23 protein-coding genes and 1 tRNA gene are annotated in these 26,998 nt (G+C 69.7%); 15 read left to right on the forward strand and 9 right to left on the reverse strand.

The features are described from left to right. The first annotated feature begins 2 nt into the window (after window positions 1-2). The 6 genes from J0695_RS00440 (at window position 3) to J0695_RS00465 (ending at window position 7,738) form a co-directional block, all read left to right on the forward strand. Window positions 3-1,895 carry a copper resistance CopC/CopD family protein gene (locus tag J0695_RS00440; RefSeq protein ID WP_206958904.1) on the forward strand — a complete coding sequence of 631 codons (1,893 nt, stop codon included), beginning with the start codon at window positions 3-5 and terminating at the stop codon, window positions 1,893-1,895. Window positions 1,896-1,900: 5 nt separating this feature from the next. Then, complete coding sequence (efeB, locus tag J0695_RS00445; protein WP_206958905.1) at window positions 1,901-3,118, forward strand: iron uptake transporter deferrochelatase/peroxidase subunit; 1,218 nt, start codon at window positions 1,901-1,903, stop codon at window positions 3,116-3,118. A gap of 28 nt (window positions 3,119-3,146) precedes the next feature. Next, complete coding sequence (pheA, locus tag J0695_RS00450) at window positions 3,147-4,082, forward strand: prephenate dehydratase (protein ID WP_206958907.1); 936 nt, start codon at window positions 3,147-3,149, stop codon at window positions 4,080-4,082. Between the two features lie 572 nt (window positions 4,083-4,654). Then, window positions 4,655-5,932 (forward strand): serine--tRNA ligase, encoded by a 1,278-nt coding sequence (gene serS / locus J0695_RS00455; RefSeq protein WP_206958916.1) that lies wholly within the window; start codon window positions 4,655-4,657, stop codon window positions 5,930-5,932. Further along, window positions 5,929-6,750, forward strand: coding sequence for an HAD family hydrolase (locus J0695_RS00460; protein ID WP_206958918.1), 822 nt, complete (start codon window positions 5,929-5,931; stop codon window positions 6,748-6,750). Before serS ends, J0695_RS00460 begins: the two co-directional genes overlap by 4 nt. A 79-nt stretch (window positions 6,751-6,829) precedes the next feature. Beyond that, window positions 6,830-7,738: a serine hydrolase gene (locus J0695_RS00465; RefSeq protein ID WP_206958920.1), complete on the forward strand. Its 909-nt coding sequence runs from the start codon at window positions 6,830-6,832 to the stop codon at window positions 7,736-7,738. A 22-nt stretch (window positions 7,739-7,760) separates the two neighbouring features. Here the strand turns inward: J0695_RS00465 and J0695_RS00470 are convergent. Together J0695_RS00470 and J0695_RS00475 are read right to left on the reverse strand one after the other, a co-directional pair. Then, a tRNA-OTHER gene (locus tag J0695_RS00470) sits at window positions 7,761-7,861 on the reverse strand. Window positions 7,862-7,969: 108 nt separating this feature from the next. Next, window positions 7,970-8,713: a rhomboid-like protein gene (locus J0695_RS00475; RefSeq protein ID WP_372445670.1), complete on the reverse strand. Its 744-nt coding sequence runs from the start codon at window positions 8,711-8,713 to the stop codon at window positions 7,970-7,972. Window positions 8,714-8,809: 96 nt separating this feature from the next. Here J0695_RS00475 and J0695_RS00480 point away from each other — a divergent pair, with 96 nt between their 5' ends. The 3 genes from J0695_RS00480 (at window position 8,810) to J0695_RS00490 (ending at window position 11,788) form a co-directional block, all read left to right on the forward strand. Then, window positions 8,810-9,487, forward strand: a complete 678-nt coding sequence (locus J0695_RS00480; RefSeq protein ID WP_206958922.1) for a FadR/GntR family transcriptional regulator — start codon at window positions 8,810-8,812, stop codon at window positions 9,485-9,487. Between the two features lie 40 nt (window positions 9,488-9,527). After that, the gene (locus J0695_RS00485) at window positions 9,528-10,790 is read left to right on the forward strand and encodes a CynX/NimT family MFS transporter (protein WP_206958924.1); all 1,263 of its coding nucleotides are present in this window, start codon (window positions 9,528-9,530) and stop codon (window positions 10,788-10,790) included. Window positions 10,791-11,050: 260 nt separating this feature from the next. Next, complete coding sequence (locus J0695_RS00490) at window positions 11,051-11,788, forward strand: hypothetical protein (protein WP_206958926.1); 738 nt, start codon at window positions 11,051-11,053, stop codon at window positions 11,786-11,788. 60 nt (window positions 11,789-11,848) lie between these two features. On the opposite strand, the gene J0695_RS00495 is transcribed toward J0695_RS00490, so the two are convergent. From J0695_RS00495 to J0695_RS00510, 4 genes are read right to left on the reverse strand one after another with little or no spacing between them, the layout of a single operon-like run. Then, a complete protein-coding gene (locus J0695_RS00495; RefSeq protein WP_206958995.1) occupies window positions 11,849-12,568 on the reverse strand; it encodes an ABC transporter permease in 720 nt (239 codons plus the stop codon). 20 nt (window positions 12,569-12,588) lie between these two features. Then, a complete protein-coding gene (locus J0695_RS00500; protein ID WP_206958928.1) occupies window positions 12,589-13,500 on the reverse strand; it encodes an ABC transporter ATP-binding protein in 912 nt (303 codons plus the stop codon). Continuing rightward, window positions 13,497-14,393 carry an ABC transporter permease subunit gene (locus J0695_RS00505; RefSeq protein WP_206958930.1) on the reverse strand — a complete coding sequence of 299 codons (897 nt, stop codon included), beginning with the start codon at window positions 14,391-14,393 and terminating at the stop codon, window positions 13,497-13,499. Before J0695_RS00505 ends, J0695_RS00500 begins: the two co-directional genes overlap by 4 nt. Continuing rightward, window positions 14,390-15,355 carry an ABC transporter ATP-binding protein gene (locus tag J0695_RS00510; protein ID WP_307798329.1) on the reverse strand — a complete coding sequence of 322 codons (966 nt, stop codon included), beginning with the start codon at window positions 15,353-15,355 and terminating at the stop codon, window positions 14,390-14,392. The genes J0695_RS00505 and J0695_RS00510 overlap by 4 nt, the downstream gene beginning before the upstream one ends. Window positions 15,356-15,601: 246 nt before the next feature. Between J0695_RS00510 and J0695_RS00515 the strand changes: the two genes are divergently transcribed. The 6 genes from J0695_RS00515 (at window position 15,602) to J0695_RS00540 (ending at window position 21,215) form a co-directional block, all read left to right on the forward strand. Continuing rightward, window positions 15,602-16,447 carry a M24 family metallopeptidase gene (locus J0695_RS00515; RefSeq protein ID WP_372445671.1) on the forward strand — a complete coding sequence of 282 codons (846 nt, stop codon included), beginning with the start codon at window positions 15,602-15,604 and terminating at the stop codon, window positions 16,445-16,447. Continuing rightward, window positions 16,444-18,210, forward strand: a complete 1,767-nt coding sequence (locus tag J0695_RS00520; protein WP_206958934.1) for an SDR family oxidoreductase — start codon at window positions 16,444-16,446, stop codon at window positions 18,208-18,210. Before J0695_RS00515 ends, J0695_RS00520 begins: the two co-directional genes overlap by 4 nt. Beyond that, on the forward strand, window positions 18,207-19,121 hold the full coding sequence (locus J0695_RS00525; protein ID WP_206958935.1) for a metal-dependent hydrolase: 915 nt from the start codon (window positions 18,207-18,209) through the stop codon (window positions 19,119-19,121). The genes J0695_RS00520 and J0695_RS00525 overlap by 4 nt, the downstream gene beginning before the upstream one ends. Window positions 19,122-19,156: 35 nt before the next feature. Next, window positions 19,157-20,065, forward strand: a complete 909-nt coding sequence (locus J0695_RS00530) for a MerR family transcriptional regulator (protein WP_206958937.1) — start codon at window positions 19,157-19,159, stop codon at window positions 20,063-20,065. A 135-nt stretch (window positions 20,066-20,200) separates the two neighbouring features. Further along, window positions 20,201-20,743 (forward strand): RNA 2'-phosphotransferase, encoded by a 543-nt coding sequence (locus J0695_RS00535; RefSeq protein WP_206958939.1) that lies wholly within the window; start codon window positions 20,201-20,203, stop codon window positions 20,741-20,743. 13 nt (window positions 20,744-20,756) lie between these two features. Beyond that, window positions 20,757-21,215 carry a hypothetical protein gene (locus tag J0695_RS00540; RefSeq protein ID WP_206958941.1) on the forward strand — a complete coding sequence of 153 codons (459 nt, stop codon included), beginning with the start codon at window positions 20,757-20,759 and terminating at the stop codon, window positions 21,213-21,215. On the opposite strand, the gene J0695_RS00545 is transcribed toward J0695_RS00540, so the two are convergent. The 3 genes from J0695_RS00545 to J0695_RS00555 form a co-directional block, all read right to left on the reverse strand. Beyond that, entirely contained in the window at window positions 21,216-22,133 is a 918-nt protein-coding gene (locus J0695_RS00545) for an LLM class flavin-dependent oxidoreductase (RefSeq protein WP_206958942.1), read from the reverse strand. A gap of 77 nt (window positions 22,134-22,210) precedes the next feature. After that, complete coding sequence (locus J0695_RS00550) at window positions 22,211-25,108, reverse strand: tetratricopeptide repeat protein (protein ID WP_206958944.1); 2,898 nt, start codon at window positions 25,106-25,108, stop codon at window positions 22,211-22,213. Next, window positions 25,105-26,988 (reverse strand): HSP90 family protein, encoded by a 1,884-nt coding sequence (locus J0695_RS00555; protein WP_372445674.1) that lies wholly within the window; start codon window positions 26,986-26,988, stop codon window positions 25,105-25,107. Before J0695_RS00555 ends, J0695_RS00550 begins: the two co-directional genes overlap by 4 nt. Between the last annotated feature and the right edge of the window lie 10 nt (window positions 26,989-26,998).

A 26,998-nucleotide genomic window follows, 5' to 3' on the forward strand; every position in this document is an offset into this window, starting at 1 on the left:
CCATGACGGCGACCACCTCTCCTCCCATACGTCCTCGCTTCGCCCTTCCCCACGTTCGCCTGCTGCTCGTGCTGGCGGCGGTACTCGGCGCACTCTTCGCCGCGGCCGCCCCCGCATCCGCGCACGCGGCGCTGACCGGGTCGAACCCGAAGGAAGGGGAGGTGGTCGCCACCGCCCCCAAGACGGTCACGCTCACTTTCTCCGAGCAGGTCGCCATGGACTCCAAGTCCATCCGTGTCCTCGACCCGACGGGCAAGCGCGCCGACACCGCCAAGCTCCGTGACCTGTCGAGCGGTTCGACGGTGACGTACGGGGTCGATCTGCACGCAGGCCTGCCCGACGGCACGTACACCGTCGCCTGGCAGGCCGTCTCCGCCGACAGCCACCCCGTCTCCGGCGCCTTCACCTTCTCCATCGGAGCCCCCTCCAAGACCAGCGTCTCGGTCGGCGGGCAGGAGGTCGGCGGCGGACTGGTGGGGGTGCTCTACGGCACCGCGCGCTATGCCGCGTACGGCGGATTCATCGTCCTGGTGGGCGGCGCCGCCTTCGTCCTCGCCTGCTGGCCGCAGGGCGCGGGGACCCGGCCGCTGCAGAAGCTGGTGGTGCGCGGCTGGCTCACGCTGACCGCGGCCACCCTGGCGCTGCTGCTGCTCAGGTCCTCGTACACCGGCCAGAGCAGTCTCTCCGACCTCTTCGATCTGACCGGGCTCAAGGCCGTCCTGGAGACCAAGGCGGGGGCCGCGCTGGTCTCGCGGCTGATGCTGCTCGGGGCGTCCGCGCTGTTCGTCGCGGTGCTCTTCGGGGCCTACGCGAAGAGGGAGGACGAGCGCGAGAAGAAGGACCTCACCTTCGGTCTGGCCGTCGGCGGAGCCGTCGTGGCCGGCGGGATCGCCGCCACCTGGGCCTTCGCCGAGCACGCCTCGACCGGGATCCAGCCGGGGATCGCCATGCCGGTGGACGTGCTGCACCTGCTGGCCGTCGCGCTCTGGCTCGGCGGGCTCACGGCTCTGCTCGTCTCGCTCTTCCGGGCGCCGCACATCGAACGGGCCGCCGTACAGCGCTTCTCACGGGTGGCGTTCGGGAGCGTGGTGACCCTGGCGGCGACCGGGATCTACCAGTCCTGGCGCCAGGTCGGCTCCTGGTCCGCGCTGACCGGGACCTGGTACGGACAGCTGCTGATGGTCAAGATCGGGCTCGTCGCCGTACTGATCGGGGTCGCCTGGATCTCGCGACGGTGGACCGCGCAGCTCTCGGAGACCGTGGTCACGGAGGCCGCCGCGGACGACTCGGCCGCTACCGAGCCGGTGACCGTACCGGAGGACCGCAAGCGGGCGGCCCAGCTGGAGCGGCAGCAGGCCGCGCGGACGGCCGTACGCGAGAAGCGGGTGCGGGACGCCGATCCGCAGCGCACCGGACTGCGGCGGTCCGTCCTCGCGGAGGCCGGGGTCGCCGTGGTGCTGCTGGCCGTGACGACCGTACTGACGACGACCGAACCGGGGCGCACCGAGGAGGAGGCCGGGAAGGCCACCTCGTCGTCGGTGGCCGTGGCGGCGGGACCGGTCAATATCTCGCTGCCGTTCAACACCGGCGGGGTGAAGGGGAAGGGCACGGTACGGCTCGACCTGGATCCGGGGCGCACCGGCTCCAACTCGCTGCACGTGTTCGTGGACGGCCCCGGCGGGAAGCCGTACGACATCCCCGAGATCAAGATCGCCTTCACCCTGAAGGCCAAGTCGATCGGCCCGCTTCCTGTGGTCCCCGACCATCTGGCGGCCGGACACTGGAGCGCCGACGGCGTCCAGATCCCGATGGCCGGCGAGTGGCGGATCGACGTGACCGTACGGACCTCCGACATCGATCAGACGACGGTGTCCAAGAACGTGAAGATCGGCTGAGCAGAATGAGCGACATCTCCAGACGGCGGCTCCTCGGGACCGCCGGCGCGGTGGGCGCGGGCGGTCTGGTCATCGGCGCGGCGGGCTATTCGGCCGCCGAATCGGACCCCCCGGCCCCGCTGACCGCACTGGGATCGACAGACGTCGCCTTCGACGGCGGTGCGCACCAGGCCGGGATCACGACGCCCGTGCAGTCCACCGGACACCTCGTCGCCTTCGACCTGGCCCCGGGCGCCGGGCGTACGCAGGCCGCGGCGCTGCTGCGGCGCTGGTCGGCGAGCGCGCAGAAGATGATGGCGGGACGGCCGGTCGGGGACGCGGACACCGAGATCGCGCTGGACGCTGGACCCTCCTCGCTGACCGTCACCTTCGGCTTCGGCCACTCCTTCTTCGACCGTACGGACCTGACCGCGCAGCGCCCCGCGCAGCTGGACCCGCTGCCGGACTTCTCCTCCGACCAGCTGGACGCGAAGCGCTCGGGCGGCGATCTCTGGGTGCAGATCGGCGCCAATGACCCGCTGGTCGCCTTCCACGCACTGCGCCAGCTGCAGAAGGACGCGGGTGCGGCGGCCCGGGTGCGCTGGCAGATGAACGGCTTCAACCGTGCGCCGGGCGCCACGGCATCCCCGAAGACCGCGCGGAACCTGATGGGGCAGATCGACGGGACGGGCAACCCCAAGCCGTCGGAGAAGGACTTCGACCGGCGGATCTTCGTACCCGTATCGGGACAGCCGGCGTGGATGGCGGGCGGTTCGTACGCCGTCGTACGCCGGATCCGGATGCTCCTCGACGACTGGGAGCAGCTCTCCACGCACCGGCAGGAGCAGGTCATCGGCCGGCGGAAGAAGGACGGCGCCCCTCTTTCGGGTGGCACCGAGACCACGGACATGGATCTGGACAAGCTCGGCGCGGACGGCAAGCCGCTGATCCCCGCCGACGCCCATGCGCGGATCTCGGCGCCCGAGCAGAACGGCGGGGCCGCGCTGCTGCGCCGCCCGTTCTCGTACCACGACGGAATCTCCGCGGACGGGACCCCGGACGCCGGACTGCTCTTCGTCTGCTGGCAGGCGGATCCGCTGAGGGGTTTCGTGCCCGTACAGCGGAAGCTCGACCGCGGCGATGCGCTGTCGGCGTTCGTACGGCACGAGTCCAGCGGTCTCTTCGCCGTGCCCGGGGGCCCGAAGGCCGGGGAGTACGTGGGCCAGAGGCTTCTGGAGTCCTGACCCACATACGGCCTATTAGGGTGACCGTATGTCAGCCACGCGCTTCACCTATCTGGGTCCTGAAGGCACTTTCACCGAGGCGGCACTGCGCACGCTCCCCGAGGCCGCCACCCGGGAGCTCGTCCCGATGGTGTCGGTGCCGGCCGCGCTGGACGCGGTACGGACCGGGGAAGCGGCGGCAGCGCTCGTACCGATCGAGAACTCCGTGGAAGGCGGCGTCACCGCGACCCTCGACGAGCTCGCGGGCGGCGAGCCGCTGATGATCTACCGCGAGGTGCTGCTGCCGATCGCCTTCGCGCTGCTGGTGCGCCCGGGGACGAAGCTCAGCGACGTGAAGACGGTGACCGGGCACCCGGTCGCCCAGCCGCAGGTGCGCAACTGGCTGCGGGCCAACCTCCCCGAGGCCCTCTGGGAGTCGGCCGCATCGAACGCGGACGGCGCCCGGCTCGTACAGGAGGGGCGGTTCGACGCCGCCTTCGCGGGCGAGTTCGCCGCGGCGACCTATGGTCTGGTGCCGCTGGTCACCGAGATCCATGACGCGGAGAACGCCGAGACCCGGTTCGTCCTGGTCGGACGGCCCGCGCGGCCCGCTTCGCCGACCGGGGCCGACAAGACCTCGGTGGTCCTCTGGCAGCGCGACGACCACCCCGGTGGGCTGATGGAGCTCCTGCAGGAGTTCGCGATCCGCGGGGTCAACCTGATGCTGCTGCAGTCCAGGCCGACCGGCGCCGGTATCGGCAATTACTGCTTCGCCATCGACGCCGAAGGTCATATCGCGGACCGCCGGGTGAGCGAGGCGCTGATGGGGCTCAAGCGGATCTGCCTGGATGTGCGGTTCCTCGGGTCCTATCCGCGGGCGGGGGTCGAGCTCGCGGACGTAAGCGAAACGCTGCCGGGGACGTCGGACACCGCGTTCATGGCGGCTGCCGACTGGCTGGCGCGCAGCCAGGACGGGCGGGCCTGAGAGGCCTTTTCGCGCCTTTCCGCTCTTCCTACCTGCAGATTTGCGTTATCCACAGAAGTTATCCACAGGACGCTGTCTCGACCTGGGGACAAGTCGACAGGATTGGGTGAGACGGTCGACAAATCGCCCTAGTGACGACACTTCCATCCACAGGGGGGTGCGCCGGGCCGTGTCACCCCAATTCCACCGATCAACTCTTTAGAGCGATCAATTCCCACTCGAATGAGTGTGTGAGGAGGGTTTGGCCGGGGAATCCTTCGTCCTGCATGCGGCTTTCGGAATGATCTCCTCCGCCATCCACAGATTTCCCACACAGCCTGTGGATAACTTTTCCCGACTGTGGATTCCTGTGGATGAACGTTCCCCAACTGCCGTTCACCGCAAGGGATGTGGGTCAACAGGACAGCGCCCCGTGCCCCCTTCCGGCGAATCAGCCCGGCTTTATTGACGAATGCCCGGAAATTCCTTCCTCGCGCTTTCTTATTCAGGAGATACTGCCTCAATTCGGACAAACCGACACGCAAGGCAATATCGAGTCGAGGGGCGGAACCCCGCACCGGTAGCCTGGTGGGGTGATTGACCTTCGCCTGCTCCGTGAGGACCCCGACCGTGTTCGCGCCTCCCAGCGCGCCCGTGGAGAGGACGTCGCGCTCGTCGACGCCCTGCTCTCCGCCGACGAACGGCGCAGGTCCTCCGGGCTCCGCTTCGACGAACTCCGCTCCGAGCAGAAGTCGCTCGGCAAGCTCATCCCCAAGGCCCAGGGGGAGGAGAAGGCCGAGCTGCTGAAGAAGACCGGCGTGCTCGCCACCGCCGTCAAGGCCGCCGACGCCGAGCAGAACGAGGCGGACGAGGAGACCAAGCGCCTGCTGCTGCTGCTCGGCAACATCGTGCACACCGATGTTCCGGTCGGCGGCGAGGAGGACTTCGTCGTCCTGGAGACGCACGGCACCATCCGCGACTTCGCCGCCGAGGGCTTCGAGCCCAAGGACCACCTGGAGCTCGGCGAGTCGCTGGGCGCCATCGACGTCGAGCGCGGCGCGAAGGTCTCGGGCTCGCGCTTCTACTACCTGACGGGCGTGGGCGCGCTCCTTGAGCTCGCGCTGGTCAACGCGGCCATCGCGCAGGCGATGGAGGCCGGCTTCATCCCGATGCTCACCCCCGCGCTGGTGCGTCCGCGCGCCATGGAGGGGACGGGCTTCCTCGGCCAGGCCGCCGAGAACGTCTACCACCTGGAGAAGGACGACTACTACCTGGTGGGTACGTCGGAGGTCCCTCTCGCCGCGTACCACATGGACGAGATCCTCGACGCGGACAAGCTGCCGATGCGCTACGCGGGCTTCTCGCCGTGCTTCCGCCGCGAGGCGGGTACGTACGGGAAGGACACCCGGGGCATCTTCCGTGTCCACCAGTTCGACAAGGTCGAGATGTTCTCGTACGTCCACCCCGACGACGCCGAGGCCGAGCACCAGCGGCTCCTCGGGTGGGAGAAGCAGTGGCTGACCGGTCTTGAGCTGCCCTTCCAGGTGATCGACGTGGCGACCGGCGACCTCGGTTCGTCGGCCTCGCGGAAGTTCGACTGCGAGGCGTGGATCCCGACGCAGGGCAAGTACCGCGAGCTGACCTCTGCGTCCAACTGCGACGGTTTCCAGGCGCGCCGGCTGTCGGTCCGTATGCGCGAGGGCAAGAAGGTCCAGCCGCTCTCGACGCTCAACGGCACGCTGTGCGCGGTGCCGCGGACGATCGTGGCGATCCTGGAGAACCACCAGCTGGCCGACGGGTCGGTGCGGGTGCCTGAGGTCCTCAGGCCCTACCTCGGGGGACGAACGATTCTGGAGCCCCTCGCCAAGTGAGCACTTCGCCCCGCCCCCTCCCGTACAAGCTCATCGCGACCGACCTCGACGGGACGCTGCTGCGCTCCGACGACACGGTCTCGGCACGTACGCGTGACGCACTCGCTGCCGTGACGGCGGCGGGTGCGGCGCACATCATCGTCACCGGGCGGGCCGTCCCGTGGACCCGTCACATCCTCGACGACCTCGGTTACGAGGGGCTCGCGGTGTGCGGCCAGGGCGCGCAGCTCTACCACGCGGGTGAGCACCGGCTGCTGACCTCCGTCACCCTGGACCGGCAGCTGGCCGCGATCGCCCTCGCCAAGATCGAGGCCGAGGTCGGACCGCTGGCGCTGGCCGCGAGCCGGGACGGGATCGACGGCGAAGTGCTGGTGGGGCCGGGGTACGCCGTACAGGAAGGGCCGCTTCCCGTGGTCCCCTTCTCCGACCTGGCCGAGCTGTGGGCCGCACCGCTGAACAAGGTCTATCTGCAGCACCCGGGGCTGAGCGACGACGCACTGACGCACGTCGCTCAGCAGGCGGCCGGCGGTCTGGTCGACGTGGTCATGGCGGGCGCGGGCGTCGTGGAGATCCTGCCGCTGGGGCTGTCCAAGGCGACCGGGCTCTCGCTGGCCGCGCGGCGGCTGAAGGTCACGTCCGCGGACACGATCGCCTTCGGCGACATGCCGAACGACATCCCGATGTTCGGGTGGTCCGCACACGGCGTCGCGATGGCCAATGCGCACGAGTCGCTGAAGGCCGTGGCGGACGAGGTCACCGCGTCGAATGACGACGACGGGATCGCCGTGGTGCTGGAGAGAATGCTCACAAGCGTCTGACCTGCACAAACACCTTTCTCATTCGTCTCACAGACAACTCATAGCGTTCTGGTGGAACGGATGTCCTAGCGTCGTTCGAATGGATGACGACCTTGGAAACCCCGAAAGGAAGAAGCGCCGCAGGCTGCGGCGCATCGCTGTGATCGCGGCCACGGGCCTGGCCACGGCCGGAGTGCTGACCCTCGCGGTCGACCGCTCGGGCTCGCACATTGATGCGGCACCGGTCGCCAAAGTCAGCGACACGCCTTCTGCCAGCGCCTCTCCCGCCTCCCCCGACGCGGCTCTGACGCGCGCGCTGAACGCGGTGACGGCGGAGGGCGACTATCAGGTCGCCGCGCTGGATCTCGACTCCGGTGATTCGGCTTCGTACGCGCACGGGGACAGCGGTACGTACGACACCGCGAGCATCGTGAAGGTCGACATCCTCGCGACGCTGTTGCTGCAGGCGCAGGACAGCGGGACCGCGCTCACCCCGGCGCAGCGGACACTCGCCACCTCGATGATCGAGAACAGCGACAACGACGCGACGAACACGCTCTGGGGCGAGATAGGCGGGGCGTCCGGTCTGGACGCCGCGAACAAGACCCTCGGGCTGACGGACACGGTCGGCGGTACCGACGGCGACTGGGGGCTGACGCAGACGACCGCCGAGGACCAGATCACGCTGCTGGAGGCGGTGTACGGGGACGATTCGCCGCTGAGTGCGGACTCGCAGACGTACGTCCAGGGGCTGATGGGAAACGTCGAGGCGGATCAGCAGTGGGGAGTGTCGGCGGCTGCCGACAGCGGCTCGTCGGTGGGGCTGAAGAACGGGTGGCTGCAGCGGTCGGCCACCGACCTGTGGGACATCAACTCGGTCGGCGAGGTGACGGTCGGCGGGGACTCGGTCCTGATCGCGGTCACGTCGAGCGGGTCGTCGACGGAGAGCGCGGGGATCGGCCTGGTGGAGACGGTCGCCGAGGCGGCGGGGGACGCGGTCGTCGCGTAGGCGGGTAGCGGGTATCTGTGGGCGGAGGATGCGCGGATCGAACGCGCGCGGGCTTTCGCCCGACCAAGACTCGCCTGAGGGAACACAGCGCAAGCCCGTGCCTTTCCACTCGGCCAATCCTCCGGGGAGGGCGGCCCGTGCGCAACGCGCACGCCGTGACATTTTTCCGCTGCCGCGGCGGGGCCGCCCGGGCGGGTCGTCCGTGGGCGGCTCTCGGAGTATGAGGTGACGCTACCCCGGTGCCGGCCCCGTCCCGCCCTGCTGGGAGCTCGACGGACTCTGACTCTCGTCGGTCATCGTCTCGCCCCTCTCCCGGTCCGGTGTGTGCTCAACCACTGTGCTCCGTACGGGTGTTCGGCGCCACTCTTTTTTCGTCAGCGGCCAGCAGGCCAGCCCGATGGCGAGGGCGGCGGCGTGGCCGAGGTCCGTGTAAGTGCCGCCGGTGGCCAGTGGGATACCGAAGAACGCGACCGCGCCCGCGAGGTAGAGCCAGCGGAACCGGCCGTGCACCCGGTAGGTGAGGATGCCGATCGAGGCGGCGAGACCGTAACTCACGCCGATGTCGACGACATGGGCCATCCGGCGCGGAACCTCGTGGTTCTGGATGCTCATCAGGACGATCTTCTGGCTGATGAGGGTGGCGGCGATGTGCGCGATGGCCACGACGAAGAGCCAGCGCAGCGTGCCGAGCCAGCGTTCCACGGGGGCGTGGAAGGTCTCGAAGAGCACGAGGTAGAGGAGGACCGACGACGGGTTCTCGATCCAGAAGGCGCTGAGGAGCAGGGACTGCACGGGGTGGGCCGTGAGCTGCACGATGTTGCTGCTGTTGCGCTCCAGGAGGAAGCGTTCCAGTCCCTCGGTGGAGAGCTCGATGACGATGCTCGTGATCACGATGACCAGCAGCCAGATGTGCGTGCCGGGTGTGGAGCGGATCCAGCTCCGCAGGGGGTGGGAGGGCTCTGGCTGCCCAGGCACGGACGTCACATCCTCATCTTGGCGCATACGACGTGCGTACGACCGCGAGAGCAGTTGTAGGATGATTGGGCAACCGGGTGAATGGAGACCGATGTGATGGCGTTGCGGGCGGCGGGGCGGCAGTCCCTCGTGGACACCGTGGTCGAACAGCTGCGGACGCAGCTGGCCGAGGGCGAGTGGGCGGTCGGCGACCGGATCCCGACCGAGCACGAGCTCGCGGAGCAGCTGGGCGTCGGGCGGAACACGGTGCGCGAGGCGGTACGGGTGCTGGTGCACGCGGGGCTCCTGGAGTCGCTGCAGGGCAACGGCACTTTCGTACGGTCGACGGCCGATCCTGCGGCGGTGCTGCGGACGATGCGGCACGCGGGGGCGCTGGACGTACTGGAGCTGAGGGTCGCGCTGGAGGCCGAGGCCGCGCGGCTGGCGGCGGTACGGCGCGAAGCGGCGGACCTGGAGCGGCTGCGGGAGGCGCTGCGCGTGCTCCGGGGCGAGGGGGACCGGGCCGCCGACGCGGACATCGTCTTCCATATGGCGGTGGTGGAGGCGACGCACAACGCGGCCTTCGTCGAGGTGTACCGCTTCTTCTCCACCCAGGTGCACGAGGTGCTGGTCGAGGCGCTCGGGGACCGGGAGATGCCGCCGATCGATCTGGAGACGCACCGGGCGCTGGTCGACGCGATCGAGAGCGGGGACCCGGACGCGGCGGAGCGGGTGGCGCGGCGGCTGCTGCAGGAGCCGATCGACGCGGTGAGCACGCTCTTCACCGATCGCTGAATTTCTATACGTAACGCATGAGTTGAGAGAGGTGTTTGTTTTGTCACGCCCGGATTCCGAGCTGGTGGTGGTCGATGCGGAGGCTGATGTCCAGCCGTCCGCGGAGGGGGTGCGGGCGCGGCGGGCGCTGATCGCGCATCCGGTGCTGCTGCTGGTCGGGATCGTGCTGGCCTCGGTCAACATGCGGGCCGCGCTGGCGAGCATGTCGCCGCTGGTGACGCAGGTCGGGGCCGACTTCGGGCTCTCGCAGACGGCGAACAGTCTGCTGACGTCGGTGCCGGTGCTGTTCCTGGGGCTCGGTGCGCTGGTGGCGCCGTGGCTGGGGCGGCGGTTCGGGAGCGAGGTGGTGCTCTTCGGGGCGCTGGTGCTGCTGGCCGGCGGGATTCTGGTGCGGGTGCTGCCTTCGGTGGGGGCGCTGTACGGGGGGTCGCTGCTGATCGGGACCGCGATCGCGCTGCTGAACGTGCTGATGCCGGGGCTGATCAAGCGGGACTTCCCGGATCGTGCGGCGTCGATGACGTCCGTGTACACCGGCGCGATGATCGCGGGGGCGACGGTGGCCGCGGCGGCTTCCGTACCGCTGGAGAAAGCTTTCGGCGGTAGCTGGCAGGCCTCTCTGGCGTTCTGGTCGCTGCTGGCCGTGGTGGCGGCGGTGGCATGGGTGCCGCAGATGATCATTGCGCGGGGGCGTACGGGGCACGAGGTGCGGGGTGTTGCTGTCGCGGGGCCGGTGAAGAGCGTGTGGCGCAGTGCGCTGGCGTGGCAGGTGACGCTCTTCATGGGGCTGCAGTCGCTGTGGTCGTACGTACTGATCGCCTGGATGCCGACGATCTTCAGCGACCACGGGATGAGCCGGTCGTCGGCGGGGGTCGTCTTCGCCTTCAACAACCTGATCCAGGTGGCCGGCGCCTTTGTGGTGCCGGTCCTCGCGGGCCGGATGCGGAGTCAGCGGCCGCTGATCGTGCTGGTGACGGGGATGGTGGCGGCCGGGTACGTGGGGCTGATCGTCGCACCCGTGACGGGCGCGTGGGTGTGGGCCGCGGTGCTGGGCGTCGGGCAGGGGGGCGCGGTCGGCCTCGCGCTGACGCTGATCGTGCTGCGGTCGGGGGACGCGGTGACGGCGGCACGGCTGTCGGGGATGGCGCAGACGGTGGGGTATCTGCTGGCGGCGGTCGGGCCGTTCGCGGCGGGGGCGGTATACCAGGCGACGGGGAGCTGGACGGTGCCGTTGTCGCTGGTGGTCGGGGTGTGCGTGGTGGCGCTGGGGGTGGGGCTGATGGCGGCCCGGGACCAGAAGGTGTGACTCGTAACTCCTGTGCGGGGAAAACCCGTTCGTACGCACCCGTGTCTTGTGTGACTGTCCGATCGTTGCCATTCGTGCGTGGAGGCAACTGGGATCCGGGGCGTCGAGGGTTCGTGAATTTGGGGTTTGCCGGCAGAGGGACACATGGGCCCGCCGGTCATTGAGTCAGTGGGAATACATGAGCGGACCTCCACCCCTGTAGCCCGGGGATAGGGCGGTCCCTGTCATGCACCACCGACCATGAACGGAGGCATGTCTCCATGCCATCCGAAATCGCCCTGCTCGAATCGCGTGCGCTGCGCGCGGACCATCTGGGACGCCTTGACGTCCTGGAGAAGGTCAAGGCACTGCAGCTGCTCCCCGATGGGCTGCACGTCACCACCGAGGGCGTCGCCCAGTATTTCGGTGTCCACAAGGAGGCTGTGCATAGTCTCGTCAGGCGTCATCGCGACGAACTCACCAGCAGCGGAATGGTCACTCTTAGTGGGTCTGACCTGCGCGGACCTGACGTGGTCAAGACGACCACGTCATCTGAGGGTGCGGGTGAAAGTTATCCACAGAGGCGGCGCCATCAGCGTCTCTTCACCCGTAGGGCGATGCTCAACATCGCCATGCTGCTGCGTGACAGCGATGTCGCTCGTTGCGTCCGCACGTATCTCCTCGACACCGAGGAGCTGCGCCAGGGCCAGGTGGCCGACCCCCGTTTCGACGGGCTCGACCGGCGGGTGACCAACCTGGAGTCCTCCATGGCCCAGGTCGGCCCGGCGCTGCAGGAGTTGGGGCCCGTGCTCCAGCGGATGTCCCTGCGGCTGGAGACGATCGACCATCGGCTCGATTCGATGGACCGGAGGTTCGACGGCATCGACCGACGACTGGACATCACCCAGCAGGTCATCGGTGCGATGAGCGTCCGGCTCACGGACGTCGTCGAGGACGTCGCCGACATCAAGCGCCAACTGCATCTGAAGGCACCACGACAGAGGCGCCGTAAGCGCTGACGCACACACAACTGAGGGGGCAGGGGCCGGTCGGCCCCTGCCCCCTCAGTTGTGTCGCGGCTACTCCTCGCCCGCCAGCTTCAGCGTCCTCAGCTTCTGGCCCGCGTACCACGTGGCCGCCGCCGTGACGCCCGCCAGCAGCACGATGCCCAGCGGGAGGCCGACGTCCGAGCTGATCGCACCCGGGGTGGCGATCTTCTCCGCCAGCGAGAGCGACCACTGCTGGACGCTCAGCGTGCGGGCGCCCGCGACGAGGTTGCCGAAGACAGTCTCCCAGACCAGCGCGTAGACCAGCCCCACGACCACCGCGTGCCGGGTGATGGTGCCGAGGAGCAGGAAGATCGCGGCGTACGCGATGGAGGCGACCAGCGCCGCGACCGTGTACGCCACCGCGATCTGCTGGCCGTTGCCATTGAGGATCATGCCGGCGATGAAGGTGGGGACGGCCGAGAAGGCCATCGTCACGCCGACCGCCACGAAGAGCTTGGTGATGATGATCGTGGGGCGCTTCACCGGCTTGGCGAGGAGATAGACGATCGAGCCGTCGTCGATCTCGGGGCCGATCGCTCCCGTACCGGCGATGACACCGATCAGCGGGACCATCGTGGCCATGGCGAATCCGCCGAGCACATCGGTGGCGACCTGGTCGTCGGCGCCGCTGAAGGCGCGTACCGCCGCGGCGATGACGATCAGGAGCGCCGGGAGGATGAAGAGGATCGCGGCGCGGCGCCGGCCGAGCAGGGCCCGGTAGGTGAGGCGGGCGACAGTGGGGTTGTACATGAGGGAACTCACCGCTCCTTTCAGGCCGTTACTAGGTAGGAGAAGACCGACTCGAGGGATTCGTCCGAGGGCGAGACCGTGAGGAGGCGGATGTCGTTGGCGCGGGCAACCTGCGGGAGGAGTGCGGTGAAGCGTCCGAAGTCGACTGCCTGGATACGCAGGGCGCCCTCGGCGAGGTCGACCTCGATACCCGCCGTGGACGGGTCCGCGATAAGGGCTGCCGCCAGCGCGCGGTCGTCGCTGGAGCGGACGAGGTAGCGGTGCGGGCGGTCCGTCATCAGCCGGCGGATCTTGCGGAAGTCGCCCGAGGCCGCGTGCCGTCCGGCCACGATCACCTCGATGTGCGAGGCGAGCTGCTCGACCTCTTCGAGGATGTGCGAGGAGAAGAGGACCGTGCGGCCCTCGGCGCCCATCCGGCTGAGGAGGTCCATCAACTGCATGCGCTGGCGGGGGTCCATGCCGTTGAAGGGTTCGTCGAGGAGCAGCACGGACGGGTCGTGGACGAGGGCGGAGGCCATCTTCACGCGCTGGCGCATGCCCTTGGAGTACGTGGCGATCTTGCGGTCCTGCGCGTACTCCATCTCGACCGTGGCCAGGGCGTGTTGTGCGGCTCGCTCGTCCAGGCCGTGCAACTCGGCGTTCGCGACGACGAATTCGCGGCCCGTGAGGAAGTCGTACATCCCCTCACGCTCGGGGACGATGCCGAGCTGGCGGTAGATCGTCTCGTTGCGCCAGATCGTGTCGCCGTCGAGGGTGACCGTGCCGTTCGAGGGGGCGAGGAAGCCCGCCATCATGTTGATGAGGGTGGACTTGCCCGCGCCGTTGGGACCGAGGAGCCCGGTGACGCCGGGGCCGACCGTCATGGTGATGTCGTTGACGGCGACCACATTGCCGAACCAGCGCGAGGTGTGGTCGATGTTGATCGTGGTCACAGCCCGACCTTCCGGTAGCGGCGCATCAGGACGGCGTACGAGCCGTAGATGAGGCCTAGAACGACGAGGAGGTAGACCACGCCCGGCCCCGCACCGGGGCCGGCCTCGCCCGGGTAGGAGGAGGACGCGCCGAGGAATGCGGTCTGGACGCCGTCGATGAGCGTGATCGGGGAGAAGAGGCCGAGCCACTTCACCGCGCCGGGCGAGCCCTGGTTGAAGGCGATGGCCTGGACCGTGGAGACGGCACCGTAGGTGATGGTCATCAGCGCGATGACGGCGGCGACGCCGAACCCGCGGCGCGGAGTGAGGGCTGCCATCACCAGGCCGAGGCCGGCGAAGAGCAGGGAGAGCAGTGCCACGGAGAGAAGTCCTTGCGCGAAGCCCTTGGTCTGGTGCGCGAAGTCGAGCTTGGCGAGCAGCGAGCCGATGTAGAGGATCAGCAGCGGCGCGGCGGTGAGGATGAAGAGGGCCGAGGCCATCGCCGCGTACTTGGCAAGGACGTAGTCGACGCGCTCGATGGGGCGCGAGAAGTAGAGGGGGATGGACTTGAAGCGCAGGTCGCGGGAGACCGCCTGGGGGGCCTGGGCCGCGAGATAGAGGCCGATGACGGCCTGGGTGAAGATCGCGTAGCGGGTGTATTCCAGGGGCAGGTCGTTGGCCTTGGTGGCCACCGCGACGGCCACCATGATCGCCGCGGGCACGCACATCACCGCGAAGAGGATCATCGGCAGGACCTTGGACTTGGCCGAGCGGCCGAGTCCGAAGGAGCCGCGCAGGGACTGCGAGAAGAGCGACCGGCGGGCGTAGGCGCGGCCCAGGCGTTCACCGTCGTAGTTGCGGTACCCGATGTTGTGGATCTGCGTCTGGGCGGGCTGGGAGGTGGGGGTGCTCACAGTGCGTTCGCCTCCTGCTTCTGGTCCTGCGCCTCGGAGCGGAAGACCTCGGCGATGTGGTGGCGTCGCTGTTCCATGCGTACGAGACCGAGACCGAGGTCGGCGACGGTGTCGCGCACCAGGTCGTACGTCTCCTCGCCGGTGGCCTCGACGAGCAGGATGTGGCCGGCGCCGGGGAGGCCGTGCTCCAGGCCCTCGTGGAGCGTCACTCCGGCGGCGGCGAGTTTGTCGCGTACGGCCTGCGCACCATCGGGGTGCGTGTCGGAGTCGGTGACCTCGACGGCGAGTGTCGCCGTGGTCTGGGTGAAGTCGCTGGTGGAGCTGGAGCGCAGGAGCTTGCCGCCGTCGATGACGACGACGTGGTCGCAGGTGCGTTCCAGCTCGCCCAGGAGATGGGAGGTGACCAGGACCGAGATGCCGAAGTCCGTGTGGATACGGCGGATCAGGCCGAGCATCTCGTCGCGGCCGACCGGGTCGAGGCCGTTGGTCGGCTCGTCGAGGAGGACCAGCTGGGGGTCGTGGACGAGGGCCTGGGCCAGCTTCACACGCTGCTTCATGCCCGTGGAGTAGCCCCCGATGGGGCGGTACCTCTCCTCGTACAGGCCGACGTGGCGCAGCGTGTCCGCGGTGCGTTCACGTGCGGCGGTCGGCGGGAGTCCGGACATGCGCGCCATGTGGACGACGAACTCGGTGGCCGAGACGTCGGGCGGCAGGCAGTCGTGCTCGGGCATGTATCCGACGCGTTCACGGATCGCGGCGCCGCTGGTGGCGACGTCCATGCCGAGCACTTCGGCCCGGCCCTCCGTTGCGGGGGACAGTCCGAGCAGGATCTTGATCATGGTGGACTTGCCGGCTCCGTTGGCGCCCACCAGGCCGGTAACGCCGGGCCCGATGTCCAGGGAGAGCCGGTCAAGCGCGGTTACCCTCGGGAACCGCTTGCTGAGGCTTTCGGTCACGATCACAGTCACGTTTTCGAAGGTAGTGGCGCGGGCCACATCGGGCGTCAGCCCTGGCGGCTGGATACGTGTCCGCCTCCAGATGTACGGACCCGTAGGGGGCACTCGACCCGAGACGTACGCCGACGAGTTATCCACAGGCTGGTGCACACCCCTTGACGCAGCCGCCGGGCATTGTCACATTCATCAGTGTCAAGTTACGAGCACGTACCGCGACACAGGGCGGATGGCATGGCCTCAGCAGTTTCACCAGTGAAGAACGGACTGGACGGACTCCCGGCGGAACTGCGGGGGTTCAGAACGGTGCAGACCCTCGCGTACGAATGCGCCGAGGCGGTCGCCGCCCAGCTCAAGCCGGGCGTGACCGAGCGCGAGGCGGCGCGGATGCAGCGCGAGTGGCTGCGGGAGCGGGGCGTGCGGGACTGGTTCCATCTGCCCTTCGCCTGGTTCGGTGACCGGACGGCCTTCGTCGGCTTCCGGGTACCGCTGCAGTTCTTCCCGACGAACCGGAGGCTGGAGGCGGGCATGCCGTTCATCCTCGACATGGCGCCCGTCTACAAGGGATACACGGCGGACATCGGCTACTCGGGCTGCCTGGGCCTCAACCCCGTGCACAACAAGCTCCTCGCCGACCTGGAGGTGCACCGCGAGCTGATCCTGCGCGAGGTGCGCGAGCGCCGGCCGCTGCGGGAGATCTACGAGGACGTCGAGCGGCTGATGATCCGGCAGGGGTACGCGAACCGGCACCGGGCCTATCCCTTCGGTGTCATCGCGCACAAGATCGACCGGGTCAAGGAGCGCCGCTGGTCCCCGCATGTCTTCGGGTTCGGGACACAGTCGCTCAAGGGTCTGGCGAGCGACGCGCTGCACGGCCACCGGGACGGCTGGTCGCCGCTGTGGAGCCCCTACACATTCTCCGACCACCCGCCCCAGCCGGGGCTGTGGGCGGTCGAGCCGCACCTCGGATTCCGGGGTACGGGCGCGAAGTTCGAGGAGATCCTGGTCGTCACCGACTCCAAGGACCCCGAGCAGAGCGCGTTCTGGCTGGACGACGATCTGCCGCATGTGCGGCGCTGGGCAGAGGAGAAGTCGGCGTGAGTCTCACGGGTGCGCGCGAGCGCTGGGTGCGTACGGGCGGAATCGAGCTGTGTGTCGCGGAGTTGGGCGATGCGTCGCAGCCGACCGTGCTGCTGGTGCACGGCTATCCGGACTCCAAGGAGGTGTGGAGCGAGGTCGCATCGCGCCTCGCGGACCGCTGCGGGTTGCATGTAGTGCTCTACGACGTCCGGGGCCATGGCCGCTCGACGGCTCCCGCGCCGCTGCGCGGCGGCTTCACGCTGGAGAAGCTGACCGACGACTTCCTGGCGGTCGCGGACGCGGTGAGCCCGGACAAGCCGGTCCACCTGGTCGGGCACGACTGGGGATCGGTGCAGTCGTGGGAATTCGTGACGGTCAAGCGCACCGAGGGGCGGATCGCCTCGTTCACCTCGATGTCCGGGCCCTCCCTGGACCACTTCGGGCACTGGATCAAGAAGCGGATGGCACGGCCGACCCCGCGCAGGGTCGGGCAACTCCTCGGCCAGGGCGCCAAGTCCTGGTACGTGTACATGCTGCACACCCCGGTCCTGCCCGAGCTCGCCTGGCGCGGGCCGCTCGGCAAGCAGTGGCCGAAGATCCTCCAGCGGGTCGAGAAGGTGCCGGCGGGCGACTATCCGACGCCGTCGCTGCCTTCGGACGCGGCGCACGGGGCGTGGCTGTACCGCGACAACGTACGGGCGCGGCTGCGCAGGCCGCGCGCGGACGCGTACGCCCATGCGCCGGTGCAGCTGATCACGCCGACCGGGGACATCTTCCTCTCGGAGCGGCTGTACGACGAACTGGAGCAGTGGACACCCCAGTTGGTGCGCAGGTCGCTGCCCGGCAAGCACTGGGTACCGCGCACCCGGCCGGACCAGCTGGCTGCGTGGATCGGAGATTTCGTGACCGCTCATGAGGACGGGGTACCGGCGAGGGACTCCGTCGCGAAGGGACCGTACGCGGAACGCTTCGGCGGGCAGCTGGTCCTGGTGACGGGTGCGGCGAGCGGCATCGGGCGGGCCACCGCCTTCGCCTTCGCCGAGGCCGGGGCCAGGATCGTGGCCGTCGACCGGGATGCGGAGGGGGCTTCCCGTACGGCGGAGATGGCACGGCTCATCGGCTCGCCCGAGGCCTGGGGCGAGACGGTGGACGTCAGCGACGAGACGGCGATGGAGAAGCTCGCCGAGAAGGTCGCCCGGGAGTACGGCATCGTCGACGTCCTGGTGAACAACGCCGGGATAGGGCTCTCCGGGTCCTTCTTCGAGACGACGAGCGAGGACTGGAAGAAGGTCCTCGACGTCAATCTGTGGGGCGTCATCCACGGCTGCCGGATCTTCGGCAAGCAGATGTCCGAGCGCGGCCAGGGCGGTCACATCGTCAACACCGCATCGGCCGCCGCCTACCAGCCCTCCAAGGCGCTGCCCGCCTACTCCACCTCCAAGGCCGCGGTGCTGATGCTCAGCGAGTGCCTGCGCGCGGAGCTCGCCGGGAAGGGCATCGGGGTCAGCGCGATCTGCCCCGGCTTCGTGAACACCAACATCACCTCCACGGCGCGCTTCGCCGGAGTCTCGGCGGACGAGGAGAAGCGCCGGCAGAAGAAGTCGTCGCGGCTGTACGGACTGCGCAACTACCCGCCGGAGAAGGTCGCTTCGGCCATCCTCCGGGCCGTGGTGCGCAATCAGGCCGTGGTGCCGGTGACACCCGAGGCGCGCGGCGCCCACTTCATGTCCCGCTTCACTCCCAGGACCCTGCGCGCGATAGCCCGATTGGAGCCGCCGCTGTGAGCACCGAAGAGGAACACCACCACGCCATCACCCCGCGCCGGGTCTCCTTCGCCTGGGAGCGGACCCCGCTGCACTGGATCCCGGACGAGCCCACCGCGACCCATGTCATCAATGTGCTGCATCTGCTGCTGCCTGCCGGCGAGCGGTGGTTCGTCAAGGTCTTCAAGGAAGCGCTGCCCCTGGTCGGCGATCCTCGACTGCTCAAGGACGTCAAGGGGTTCATGGGCCAGGAGGCCACGCACAGCGTGCAGCACTCGTACGTCCTGGACCACCTGGCCGAGCAGCGGCTCGACACGGAGGCGTACACCCGGCACGTCGACTTCCTCTTCGAGAAGCTGCTGGGCGAGCAGCCGCCGTTCGGCGCCCCGATCCCCACCCAGGAATGGCTGCGCTTCCGGCTCTCGCTGGTCGCCGCGATCGAGCAGTTCACGGCCGTCCTGGGGAACTGGGTGCTGCACGCCGAGGCCCTCGACCACGCGGACTCCGACGAGGTCATGCTGGATCTGCTGCGCTGGCACGGTGCGGAGGAGGTCGAACACCGGTCGGTGGCCTTCGACATGTACCAGCACTGCGGGGGCGAGGGGCTGCCGCGGTACGCCCGGCGGATCGAGGGCATGGTCGTGGTCGCCCCGGTACTGCTCTGGCTCTGGGTGTGGGGGACCTCGTATCTGATCCGCCACGACCCGGAACTCGCGGGGACACAGCGCTACTCGCTGCGCGAGCACAACAAGGCGGTCGCCAAGGGGCTGCTGCCCAGCTGGCGTGAGCTGGGTGCGGCGATTCCGCGTTACTTCCGGCGGTCGTACCATCCCTCGCAGGAGGGTTCGCTGCGCAAGGCGGTCGAATATCTGGCGGCTTCGCCTGCGGCCCGTTCGGCGGCAGGCGCGATCGGGCGCGCGGCCCTTTCGTAGAGCAGGGAACCCTGCGGGGATCTGAGGGGGAGAGCGTGTCCGAAGCGGAGTACCGGATCGAGGATCTGGCGCATCACAGCGGTGCCACGGTCCGTACGATCCGGGCCTACCAGGACCGCGGTCTGCTCCCCACGCCGGAGCGGCGCGGGCGGGCCAATGTGTACGGGGACAGCCATCTGGCCCGGCTGCGCCAGATCGCCGACCTGCTCGACCGCGGCTACACCCTGGCCTCCATCAAGGAGCTCCTGGAGGCCTGGGACGCGGGGCGCGGTCTGGGCGGGGTACTGGGGCTGGTCGCGGAGGTCCACGGACCGTGGACGGACGAGGAGGCGGCCCGGATCTCGCGGGCCGAGCTGGACGAGAGGTTCGGCGGCGTCCCCGACGACGAGGCCGTCGCGGACGCCGTGGCCCTGGGGGTACTGGAGCGCATCGCCGACCGGGACGACGAGTTCCTGGTGCCCAGCCCGCAGGAGCTGACGGTGGCGGTGGAGCTGCATGCGGCGGGGGTGCCACTGAAGGCGATCTCCGGGCATCTGCGGGAACTGCGGGGGCAGGTCGAGCACATAGCGGCCCGGTTCCTGGAGTTCACCACGGAGCATGTCTTCGCCCGCTACCTGGGGCACACTCCGCCCACGGACACGGACGCCGCGGAGGCGGCCGCGCTGGTACGGCGGCTGCGCCCGCTCGCCCAGCAGAGCGTCGACGCCGAACTGGCCCGTGCGATGCGGCTGTTCGCGACCCGGCACCTTCAGCAGCACCTCGGTCCGGCGGCGCCGGCGGCATCGTACGACGACCCCAGGACGGTCCCGCTGCCCGCGACGACGCTGCGTGCCGTCGAGGATCTGGTGGGCCAGCAGAACGTGCCGGCCTTCATCGCCGCAGCCACCGAACGGGAGCTCCAGGCAAGGACTTTGGACTCCCTGGCCGCCCCCCGACCGTCATGAAGGTGGCACGACTTATCCACAGGTTCGTTCAAATCCCCTGTGGATAAGCCGAGTTACCTGTGGATCATGGTGGATAAACCTTCGGAGCGCAGTAATTCGGATGCACTCCGTCACATCCGGCGGCACCCTGGCCACATGGATGAAAGACGCACCGTCAAGGTGTCGAAGTACCTCTCAAAACATCTGCGGCACCAGCCCGAGCGCATCGGACTCACCCTCGACGCGCATGGCTGGGTGGCCGTCGACGAGCTGATGCGGGCAGCTTCCGCACACGGATTCCCCTTCACGCGAGCCGAACTGGACCATGTCGTCGCCGCCAACGACAAGCAGCGGTTCGCGATCGACGGCGCGCGGATCCGGGCCAGCCAGGGCCACACCGTAGAGGTCGACCTGGATCTGCCCCCGGCCGAGCCGCCCGCGTACCTCTACCACGGCACGGTCGCCCGCAATCTGGACGCGATCCGGGCCGATGGCCTGCGCCCCATGGCCCGCCATCATGTCCATCTCTCGCCCGACCGTGAGACGGCGACCCGGGTGGGCGCCCGGCGCGGTCGCCCCGTCGTCCTGAGCGTCGACTCCGGCGCCATGCACCGCGCCGGTCATCTCTTCCGGGTGAGCGCCAACGGCGTCTGGCTGGCCGATGCCGTACCGCCGTTGTACCTGCGCTTTCCCGGCTGAGACGATGCCGCGCATGGCATATCCGCAGCTGGTCAGTGTCGAGGCAGCCGTTGTCGCGGTCCGTGAGGTCGCGCAGGAGTACCAGCTGGAAGTCGAGGTCACTCATGACATCGGTGCCGACCAGACCTCGCGACGTACCGCGGCCGGAGTCTTCGCCATCATGGACGCGGACGGCTCGATGCCGCACGAGGCCTATGTCGAGCTGGGCGGCAGGCCGGCCGTCACCGTGCAGCTCTTCCCGGACGGTGACGCGAAGATCACCGTCGAGGGCGTCGAGTTCCACGACATCCCCCGCGACTCCGTTCCCGTGTTCCTCCGCTCGGTCTACGGAGGGCTTGCCCACGTCACGGGCAAGCTCTTCCCGCCGGGCCACTGGCTGGTCGTGCCGCTGCCCGGCGACCAGACGTACAAGGAAATGGTCCTGCGCGGTGCGGGCCTCAGCCGCTGGCTCAGCGCAAGGGTCCGCCCCTGACTAGGAGGCGCCACCCAGCTGGGCGAGGCCCTCCGTCGCGATCTGCTCGAAGACCTTCTCGTCCGCGGCGAAGTCCGAGCCGGCGATCGGGGCATGGATGACGATCTCCGTGATGCCGAGCGCGAAGTGCCTCCCCGCGAAGTCCACGAAGGCGTCGAGGGAATCCAGCGGACGGCCGCGGTCCGGGGCGAACTCCGGGGTGAATCCGGTCAGCAGGATCTTGTCCAGCTCCGCGACGTCACGCCCGATCGCCTCGCAGGCGGCGCCCAGCTTGGTGATCTGCCCGCCGATCGCCTCGACGGACTGCTCGGGCGTCCCGGCCTCGAAGAGCTTCGGGTCACCGGTCGTCACCCACGCCTGGCCGTGCCGGGCAGCCAGCTTCAGCCCGCGCGGTCCGGTGGCGGCGACGGCGAAGGGGAGCCTCGGCCGCTGTACGCAGCCGGGGATGTTGCGGGCCTCGACCGCCGAGTAGTGCGTGCCCTCGTGCGTCACCGAGTCCTCGCTCAGCAGCCGGTCGAGCAGCGGGACGAACTCCGCGAAGTGATCCGCCCGCTCGCGTGGGGTCCACGGCTCCTGGCCCAGCGTTGTCGCGTCGAAGCCGTTGCCCCCCGCCCCGATGCCCAGCGTGATGCGGCCCCCGGAGACGTCGTCCAGCGTGATCAGGTCCTTGGCCAGCGTCACCGGATGCCGGAAGTTCGGCGAGGTGACCAGCGTGCCCAGGCGCAGCCGCGAGGTCACGGCGGCCGCGGCCGTCAGGGTCGGAACGGCCCCGAACCACGTCGTGTCGCGGAACGTGCGCCACGACAGATGGTCGTAGGTGTACGCGGTGTGGAAGCCGAGGTTCTCGGCGCGCAGCCACTGGTCGCGGCCGCCTTCCTGCCAGCGGCGGACGGGGAGGATCACGGTGCTCAGGCGCATGATCCGACTGTACGTCGGTCCACTGACACCCGAGCACCGCAAGCCCGTATACCCAGGTCAGAGCCCTGACCAAGGCGTCAGGACAGATGCTTGAGCTGCTGCTCCAGCTGCGGGAGAAGCTCCCCCGCCCCCTCCGTGTCCGAGGCCTTCAGCTCCTCCACGAGCTCCCGCAGGCTGCGCGCGCCCTCGGCACCGCGGCCGAGCTCGCGCTCGGTCCAGGCGAGGCGGGTGACGCACTGCGCACGGTCCCGCAGGAACACCGGCCCCAGGCCACCGAAGACCTCGGCGGCCCGCTGCCAGAGCAGGACGGCCTCGCGCCGCACCGCGGCCCCGTCCGCCTCGCCCTCCTCGTCCTCGCCCTCCTCCACCTCGTCGTCGTCGTTGTAGAGACCGTCGGTGATGAGTTCGGCCAGCTGACTCCAGGTGCGCGCCTGCTCGACGAGCAGCTCCGGCTCATCGCCCGCCACCGCGTCGAGGGCCTGATCCATCAAGCCCCTGGCCACCTCCACAGCAGCCTCGTCCGGCTCGTCGCCCCGTACCTTCAGCCAGGCCAGCGACCGCATCGCCCGTGCCAGCTGCACCGCCTCACCGGCCCCGCCCCACAGTTCGAGTGCGCGTACGTACGCCTGCTCCGCCTCATCCGCCAGACCGGCGCCGGCCAGGCACTCGGCGGCCATGGTCGCCAACCGGGCCTGCGGCACGGGGTGTTCCCAGCCCTTGGCGATCTCGGCGGCGAGCAGATACTGCTCGGCTGCCGCCCTCAGGTCCCGCAGTTCCCGCAGCTGGTTACCGAGGATCTCGCGGGCCCTGACCGCCTCCTCCTCGCCGTGCTCCAACAGATCGGGCAGGGCGGATTCGAGCACCTCGGCCGCTTCCGCCGCCCGCCCCGTCTCCCCGTACGCCTGCGCGAGGACCAGCCGTGCCATGGCCCCCGCGCCCGCGGTGTCACCCGCGGCGTCGAACCAGTGCGCCGCGTCCAGGGCGTGCTCCGCGGCCTCGGCCTCCTTGCCGTCCTGGCGGTAGAGGACCTCGGCCAATGACAGGCGTACGGCACCGAGTTCCGCCGGGTCGGTGAGCTCGGCGCTGTGTTCCAGCGCGGCCCGCGCCGATTCCTCCGCGTCCCCGGCCCGCCCCAGCATCAGCTGCAGCGAGGCTCTTCGCCCCAGCGGCTCGACGGCGTCCCACGGCCGCCCCGCGCCGAGACCGCGCTCCGCGGCCGAGGTGAGCAGGGCCTCGGCCGGCGCCCAGTCATGGGCGCCCCAGGCGCGCTGCGCGAGCATGGTCTCGGCGTCGGCGAGGAGGTCGTCGACGTCGCCGGGGTGCGAGGCGTACCTGGCGACGAACTCCTCGACGGCAGGCCCGAGGTCGGTCTCCCGCTCGCCCGAGAGGATCGTGTGCAGCCGGATACGGGTGAGGTCCACTGCCGCGATCCGGCGCACCCTGGTGGGGTCCGCCGGATCCAGCGCGTCGGCGGAGGCGGCGGCCGTGGCGAGGAGCGCCCGTACCTCCTCCGCGTCCGCGCCCTGCTGGGCGGTGATCACGGTGACCCACACCTCGTTGATCGCGGCCCTGCTCGGTTCGCCGGCGGCGCGGTAGGCAGCGACGGCCGCCTCGAACCCCTCGCGCGACGGCGTACGTACCGCGGCGTGCTCCAGCAGCTCGGCGGCGAGCAGGCTGTCCACGCTCTCGGCGCCGTCCCGGATGAGCGCCTCGATCCTGTTCCAGACCGCGCGGGTGCCGGGGTGTCCTGCTGTCCTCAGCCGACGGGCCTCCGCGGCCAGTCCGGCCACATCGGTGATCGCCGCGGCGGCGGCTTCCTTCCGTACCGCAGCGGTCGGGGCAGGGACGGCGACCGCGGGCGACGGACGTACCCCCAGCGGCAGTGCGCCGAGCAGCGGAGCGCTGCCCACACGGTCGGCGAGCCGCCCGGAGACCACGGTGCTGCCGTTGCGCTCGTCGAAGGAAACGGCGATGCGGGCCGCCTCGGCCTCCAGGAGTCCGTGCAGCTCGGCGGCCGTGCGCAACCGGCCCTCGTACGCGGCGACCGGCTGCTCGCCCTGCCCCAGTTCGGCCAGCCGGCCGAGCAGCACCAGGACGCCCGTGTACAGCTGCAGCTGCGCAGCCGGGTTGCCGTCCGCGGCCAGATGGGAGGCGTGCTCGCTGAGGATCTCCAGACCGCGGCCCTCGTTCCCGGTCAGGGCGCAGAACTCGATGTGCAGACCGATGGTCGGCAGCAGGCTCTCGTTGCCCCTGGCCATGCGATATCCACGCAGATGGTGGGCGCGCGCCTCATCGGTCCTGCCCAGCCGCACCAGCGGTATCAGGGACTTGGCGAGCGTCCGGTGGGGCTCCTCCTGACAGCTGAGACGGCCGGACAGGACGGGCTCCCAGACCGTCAGGGCCTTCTCGTCGTCCCCGTGTGCGTACCAGTGGTGGCCCTGGTCGTTCAGCTCGCAGGCGTGGCAGTTGGCCATCCGGTCGCGGTCGGCCGCGGTCCAGGCGGCGAAGGCGCGGTCGGCACGCTCCTGGTCCCCGGTCTCGTCGGCGAGGTCGAACTCGGCCTGGCGCACGGCACGTTCCGTGAACCCGGCCAGCCGATAGCGGCGCTCCATCTCCACCAGCCACCCCTCCATGGCGGAGAGGGGGACCTCGGGCAGCGAGAGCATGCCGGAGGTGACCCACTTGAACATCCAGTGGAAGTAGTAGGTGTCCATGGAGTCGAAGGCGGACGGGTCCTGGTCCCACTCCCGCATCAGGCGGGCGAAGGGCACCAGCATCTTGCCGCGCTCGGTGCTGTACTCGTACGCCTTGATCAGGCCGAAGAGCGCGGTGCGCAGCACACTGCGGTCGCCTGTCTGCTCGGCGGCGGCGACCAGTTCCTCGGCGCGGGCATTGCGCAGCAGACCGTTGGGCGCGTGCTCGTTCTCCTGGACGGCCTGGCGTATCTCGGCGGGGGTGGGGGCGGGGGTGCTCAACTCTGCTCCTCCTGGCTCGTGCCGGCGACCGGGCGGTCGAGGGGATGTGTCGCCCATTCCAGGAGCCCGAGGAAGGCCCTGTTGAGCAGGGAGGTGTCCGCGGGCCGCAGCGGGCGCTGGGCCATCAGCAGCGCCTGTCCGTACAGCGACTCGACGGCGGTGCCGGCCAGTGCGGCATCCGGGATGGCGGCGATACGGCGCACCAGGGGGTTGTTGTGGTTCAGGACGAGCCTGGCCCTGGGCGCGGAGCCCCGCAGCGCGCCGAGGATGTCGCTCCACAGCGCGTCGGCGTCGGCCTCGGCTGCCGCCCGGTCGCGCTCGTGGCGGGCCTGGCGGTCGTCGAGGAAGAGCGCGGGGACCGTCACCGGCTGGAAGGCGCGCAGGGCGACGTCGCAGCCGAGCGGGTCGAGTTTGGTGCGGGCGGTGGCCAGGAACGAGGACAGCGCCAGCTCCTGCTGGGGCGCCACCGGGTCGAGGTGGGCGGTGACGGCGCCCGCGTCCAGTTCGGCGACGCTCACCCCGTCCCTGATCTGCGGCAGCATCGCGACGAGCTCGGCGTCGTACGTGTACCCGCCGTTGATCACACCGAGCCCGTGCGCGGCGGCGATGGGGGCGACCTGGCGGAACTCCTCGACGGTGCGCGTGTAGTGCACCTCGGGGTGGGCGCGTACGAAATCGTCCAGCGTCACCCGCCCGTCGCTCGTCTCGAACGGCAGCCAGGGCAGCATCAGTTCAAGCAGCCCGGCGTCGTATCTGGCGAGGGACTTCACCCCCAGGTGGTGGACGGCCAGGAAGGAGGCGAGCCGGTCGGGGTCCCCGGCGGCGAGCTGCGCCAGCCACTCCCTGATGCGTCCGCCGAGCGCCTCGCGGACGGCGGCGAGTGTCTCGTCGTCGTAGAGGTTCTCGCGGGACGCGGTGGGCCGCAGGGTGTCGGTGTCCAGGACGACGCGGACGAAGAACGCCCAGTCGGGCAGCAGGTTGTCCGCCCGGTCGGTGAGCAGCATCCCCTTCAGATAGACCCGGTGGCCGGCGCGGTGGGCCGGGCTGGTCGCAGCGGGCAGCACATGGGCGACACCGCGCACACCGGCGACGGGCAGGTCCAGGTCGATCGTGTCCAGCGGCGAGAAGCCGAAGACCTTGGTGCAGTGCCCGGCGAGGGCGACCCGGCGGGCGACCGGTGTGGCGTACGGGCGGTCCCACACGGCGGGCCGGTCGGTGACGGGGCGCTGCGCGCCGTCCGGTCCGGTGAAGGTCACCTCGTACGGAAGCAACGAACCGAAGTCCCGTGCGAGTTCCTCGACACGCCCAGGAGTCGCCCACTCCTCCGCACCGGGCCTGGCCTCCAGGTAGACGGTGGTGCCCGGCTCGGTCCTCGCCTCGTCGGGGAGGGTGCGCACGGTGTACGAGCCGTCGTCGGTGGCCAGCCATTCGACGGGCGGCAGTTCAGGGGTACGGGCGGAGCGCGAGACGACCCGGATCTGCCGGGCCACCACGAAGCAGGCCAGCAGTCCGATGCCGAACTGGCCGAGGAACTCCTGCCGGGCGCTCTCCAGACCGTCCCGCTTGGAGGAGCGCCCGATGGTCGCGAGCAGGGTGTGCACCTCGTCGGAGGTGAGGCCGATACCGGAGTCCTCGATGCTCACCGCGCCCGCGTCGGTCACCGAGAGCCTGATGCGGACCGGTGCCTGAGGGTCCAGGGCGAGCCGGGCGGTCGAGGCGTCCACGGCGTTCTGCAGCAGTTCCCTGACGTAGACGCGCGGGCTGGAGTAGAGGTGGTGGGAGAGCAGGTCGACGAGACCCCGGAGATCCACTTGGAAGGTGTTGGGGGCGGTGGTCGCGGTGTCGGTGGCGTCGGGCGTACGGGAAGAAGTCACAGGCAGTCACCTCGCG

The sequence above is a fragment of the Streptomyces beijiangensis genome (genome assembly GCF_017315755.1).
Lineage (GTDB): Bacteria > Actinomycetota > Actinomycetes > Streptomycetales > Streptomycetaceae > Streptomyces > Streptomyces beijiangensis.

Bases quoted from the DNA above. Each gene is read 5' to 3' on its own strand.
- J0695_RS00440 (WP_206958904.1), top strand. From the start codon at position 3: ATGACGGCGACCACCTCTCCTCCCATACGTCCTCGCTTCGCCCTTCCC.
- efeB (WP_206958905.1), top strand. From the start codon at position 1,901: ATGAGCGACATCTCCAGACGGCGGCTCCTCGGGACCGCCGGCGCGGTG.
- pheA (WP_206958907.1), top strand. From the start codon at position 3,147: ATGTCAGCCACGCGCTTCACCTATCTGGGTCCTGAAGGCACTTTCACC.
- J0695_RS00465 (WP_206958920.1), top strand. From the start codon at position 6,830: ATGGATGACGACCTTGGAAACCCCGAAAGGAAGAAGCGCCGCAGGCTG.
- J0695_RS00480 (WP_206958922.1), top strand. From the start codon at position 8,810: ATGGCGTTGCGGGCGGCGGGGCGGCAGTCCCTCGTGGACACCGTGGTC.
- J0695_RS00490 (WP_206958926.1), top strand. From the start codon at position 11,051: ATGCCATCCGAAATCGCCCTGCTCGAATCGCGTGCGCTGCGCGCGGAC.
- J0695_RS00495 (WP_206958995.1), bottom strand. From the start codon at position 12,568: ATGTACAACCCCACTGTCGCCCGCCTCACCTACCGGGCCCTGCTCGGC.
- J0695_RS00535 (WP_206958939.1), top strand. From the start codon at position 20,201: ATGGATGAAAGACGCACCGTCAAGGTGTCGAAGTACCTCTCAAAACAT.
- J0695_RS00540 (WP_206958941.1), top strand. From the start codon at position 20,757: ATGGCATATCCGCAGCTGGTCAGTGTCGAGGCAGCCGTTGTCGCGGTC.
- J0695_RS00545 (WP_206958942.1), bottom strand. From the start codon at position 22,133: ATGCGCCTGAGCACCGTGATCCTCCCCGTCCGCCGCTGGCAGGAAGGC.